The sequence below is a fragment of the Terriglobales bacterium genome (assembly GCA_035624475.1).
Lineage (GTDB): Bacteria > Acidobacteriota > Terriglobia > Terriglobales > Acidobacteriaceae > DASPRL01.
Genome location: DASPRL010000024.1, coordinates 1 through 4,269 on the forward strand (window position 1 = coordinate 1; position 4,269 = coordinate 4,269).

General features: G+C 67.1%; 3 protein-coding genes. All 3 read right to left on the minus strand.

Going from position 1 to position 4,269, the window contains the following annotated elements; genetic code table 11:
• Nucleotides 1–207 precede the first annotated feature (207 nt).
• Nucleotides 208–1,332: a deoxyguanosinetriphosphate triphosphohydrolase gene (locus VEG08_01250; protein HXZ26604.1), complete on the minus strand. Its 1,125-nt coding sequence runs from the start codon at nt 1,330–1,332 to the stop codon at nt 208–210.
• A 142-nt stretch (nt 1,333–1,474) separates the two neighbouring features.
• A complete protein-coding gene (locus VEG08_01255) occupies nt 1,475–3,505 on the minus strand; it encodes a tetratricopeptide repeat protein (protein ID HXZ26605.1) in 2,031 nt (676 codons plus the stop codon).
• 188 nt (nt 3,506–3,693) lie between these two features.
• A partial coding sequence (gene purH, locus VEG08_01260) for a bifunctional phosphoribosylaminoimidazolecarboxamide formyltransferase/IMP cyclohydrolase (protein HXZ26606.1) occupies nt 3,694–4,269 on the minus strand: 576 nt, incomplete at its 5' end.

The following is a 4,269-nucleotide window of genomic DNA, read 5'->3' on the forward strand; positions in this document are numbered from 1 at the left end:
GTGCGTGAAGGCGGCGAGCGCCTGGAGAAGACCATCAACCGCGCCGACTCCCGCCTGCTCACCAGCCGCGGCCACCGCCGCGAGGTCGCCGAAGACCGGCTCCATCGCCCGGGCAAGCGCGACCGCCGCCGCCGCGGCTGACCAGGGCATCTTCTTCTCCCGCCGGCCGATCGCCGATGCAGGCCGGCAAGCCTGCCCACCCTCTCTTTAGGTTTGCTTTCCGCCCAGCAGCTTGCGGTGCTGCTTGACGATGAAGGGGTCGGTCATGCCCGCGATGTAGTCGCAGACCACGCGCGGCAGGGGCTCCTGCCGGGCCTTCTCCTGATAGCCGGCGGGCAACGTCTCCGGCCGCGCCAGCCAGTGCTCGAACAATTCCCGGATCACCCGCTCCGCCTGCTGCTTTTCCGGATCGAGGCGGGCGCTGAAGTAGAGGTTCTGATAGAGAAACTCCTTGGCGGCACGGCGCTCGGCCTCGACTGCGGGGCTGAAGGCGGCCAAGCGCTCAGGATGGCGGCGCACGTCTTCCACCGACTGCGCGCCCGCGGCCGCCACCCGCGCGCGCGTGTTCTCGATCAGGTCGGTGACCATGCGGTCGATCAGGCGCTTGAGGGCCTCGTTGAACTTCAGCTTCTCGGGCGCGCCCGGGTACTTCGTCTGCACCTCGCGGTACAGGCGGTCGAAGCTCTCCACCCCCTGGCGGATCTGCCGCAAGGTGAGCAGGCGTGACTCCAGGCCGTCGTCCAGGTCGGCGGTGTTGTAGGCGATCTCGTCGGTGAGGTCGATGAGCTGGGCTTCGAGCGGCGGGCGCTGCTCGAGCAGGTACTCAGCCAGTTCGGGGAAGTCGCCGGCGTGGTAGTCGCGGGAGTGCTTGACGATGCCCTCGCGCACCTCGAAGGTGAGATTGAGGCCGCGGAAGGCAGCGTAGCGCCGTTCGAAGTCCTCGACGATGCGCAGCGCGTGCAGGTTGTGGTCGAAGAAGGAGCCGTGGGCGCGCATGGCCGCGTCCAAAGCCTGCTCCCCGGCGTGGCCGAAGGGAGGATGGCCAAGGTCGTGGGCCAGGGCCAGCGCCTCCACCAGGTCCAGGTTCAGCCCCAGGGCGGCGGCGATGGTGCGCGAGATCTGCGAGACTTCGATAGTGTGGGTCAGCCGGTTGCGGAAGTGGTCGGAGAGGCGGCGGGTGAAGACCTGGGTCTTGTTTTCCAGTCGGCGGAAGGCGCGCGCGTGCACGATGCGGTCGCGGTCGCGCTGGAAGTCGTTGCGGTAGGGATGCGGGGGCTCGGGATGACGGCGCCCGCGCGATTCCTCCACTCTGACCGCATACGGGGCGAGCATGAAGAAAGTGTACTCAGTGGATAGTGGATAGTGAATAGTGGATAGAAAAGCTCACCACGAAGGGCACAAAGGGAACCATGGAGGGCACGAAGTGCAAACGGGCGGCCGGCACGGCCGCCCGTCACTATTCACTATCCACTATTCACTGACTCTTCTGCTGGGCCAGGCGGACCTTGGTGGATTCCAGCTTCTTCTGCACGCGGGCGACGTCGGCGGAGTCCACGTCGGCGGGGCTGGACTTGCTCCACTCCGCCAGCGCCCGCTCCCAGTGGGCGACGGCCTGGCGCAGGTCGCCCTTCTTCTCGTACACCTCCGCCATGTGGTCCTGGATGGTGCCGTCGTTGCCCATGCGATCCACGGCCTTGCGCAGATTCTGCTCCGCCAGTTCGTAGTTGCCCAGCTTGAAGTAGGTCCAGCCCAGCGAGTCCAGGTAGGCGCCGTTCTCCGGCTCCAGCCGCACCGCTTTCTGGATGTAGCCGAGGGCCTCTTCCAGGCGCTGGCCGCGGTCGGCCAGCATGTAGCCCAGGTAGTTGAGGGCGGCGGCGTTGCGGGGATCGCCGGCGATCACCTTCTTGAACATCTCCTCGGCCAGGTCGTACTTCTTCTGGCGCTCATAGAGCGAGCCCCACAGGAAGTTGTCGTAGTCGCGGTCGTCGGGCCGGGAAACCAGCGCATCGGCCTTGCGCAGCGCCTCCTCCGCGTCTCCCCAGCGCTTCAGCCGGCTGTAGAGGGTGGTGAGGGTGAGGTAGACGTCGCGGTCGTCGGGCGTGCCCTTGAGCAGGCTGCTGACCTGGGCGAGGGCGGCCTCGGGCTGGCCCGCGTCGGCCATCTGCGCGGCCAGCACCATCTTCAGGGTGCGGTCCTGGGGCAACTTGGCGACCGCTTCCTGGGCCGCGGCCATGGCCAGGTTCCACTGCTTGGCGTCGCGGTAGAGCTCGACGATCTCCTGGTAGGCGCGGGAAGCGTTGTCGTCGCCCAGCTCCAGCATCTTGCGGAACGTGTCCACCGCCTGCAGCGGCTGGTTCATCTCCCGATAGACATTCCCCAGCCGCTCCAGGAAGATGGCGCGATTGGCGCGGTCGGCGGAGCTATAGTTGCCGTCGGGCTTGGCGGTCTGGTCGAGCAGGGCCTGCAGTTTCTGCACCGCCTCCGGGAAGCGCCCCTCGCTGTCGTACACCAGGGCCATGTTGTAGGGAACCTCGAGCGAGCCCGGCGCCAGCGCCTCCACCTTCTTCAGGTTGTCGAGGGCGGCGTCGAACCGCCCGGTGCGGCGGTAGATCTCGGCCATGCGCAGAAAGGCCTGGGCGTCCTGGGGATCGGCCTCGGCGACGACCTTGTATTGCTCCAGGGCGGCCTCCATCTGGCCGTCGTTGAGCAGGTTCTGGGCCAGGCCGCGGATGGCATCCAGATTGTCGTGGTCCAGTTCGACGGCCTTGCGGTAGGCCTCGACCGCGCGCTGGTAGTCCTTCTGCTGCTCGTAGGTATAGCCCAGGGTGGCGTAGATCTTGGGGGAGCGGGCCGCCTCCGGCACCGCGGTCAGGAGCTGGATGGCGTGCGCGTAGTCGCTCTCTTCGTTGTAAAGCAGGGCGAGATTGCTGACCGCTTCTTCGGAGTCGGGCTGGGCCGCGACCGCGGCCTTGAACTCGCTCTCCGCCGCGGCCGTGTTGTTGTTCAGCCGGTAGAGCCGCCCCAGCAGAAGATGGTTCTCGGCCGTGGGCTCCAGGCGCACGATCTCCTGATACTGCTCCAGGGCCAGGCGCAGGAGGTCGTCGGACTGCTGCCCCGCCTGCACGTCTCCCAGCGAGCGCAGGTAGATGCGCCCCAACTGCTTGTGCACGGCCACGTTGTTGGGATCGCGCTTGAGGATCTCCTGGGCCGCCAGCACCGCCTCGCGGATGCGCCCGCTGTTGGCGTAGAGCTCCACCAGTTGCCCTGCCAGGTAGGAGTCGGTGGGATCGGCGGCGATGGCCAGCTTGTATTCATCGATGGCCTTGCTGTACTGCCGCTGCTCCTCATAGCTGTGCGCCAGCATGGCGTGGTAGTAGGCGGCGGCGTGGTCGGGAGCTTTGGGCGTGGCCTCGGGTGGGGCCGACTCCTGGGGCTTGGGCGCCTGCTGGGAATACGCCAGGAGTGATGCCAGGACGACGAGCGGAACAACGTATCGGATTCTCATTCAAGCCCTATTTCCGGGAAAAGCGCCCCTGGCCCCTAGAAACACGCCGGTCGCCAAATAGATGCGCGCGGCCTCGGTCGGGTTGATGCCTATTTTACCCTGTTTGCCGTCCGCGACGGACGTGACCCATGGGCCCGAGGCCCTGCCAGCCCTACTTTCAAGAACGCAGGAGCGGGCGGAGCTTGCGTCTAGTGGCGGAAGTGGCGGATGCCGGTGAAGACCATGGCCAGGCCCAGGCGGTTGGCGGCCTCGATGATCTCCTGGTCGCGCACCGAGCCCCCGGGCTGGATGATGGCGGTGGCGCCCGCCTTGGCGATCTCCTCCACCCCGTCGGGGAAGGGGAAGAAGGCGTCGGAGGCGGCCACGGTTCCCTTCACCGGCAGCACCGCCTTCATGGCGCCGATCTTGGCCGAGTCCACGCGGCTCATCTGCCCCGCGCCCACGCCCACCGTCTGCCCCTCGCGCGCGTAGACGATGGCGTTCGATTTGACGTGCTTGCAGATCTTCCAGGCGAAGAGCAGAGCGCGCATCTCCTCTTCACTGGGCGGGCGGGCGCTGACCACCTTGACGTCCTTGGGGTCGAGCCGGTGCAGGTCGTTGTCCTGCAGCAGGGCGCCGCCCGAGACCGCCTTGAGCACGTAGCGCAGGGGGTCAGGAGTGGCCTCGAGCAAGCGCAGGTCTTTGCGCTTGGCGAAGCGCTCGCGCGCCGCCGGGTCGAAAGAGGAAGCGATGATGCACTCGATGAACAGGGCCACGCCGTTGTG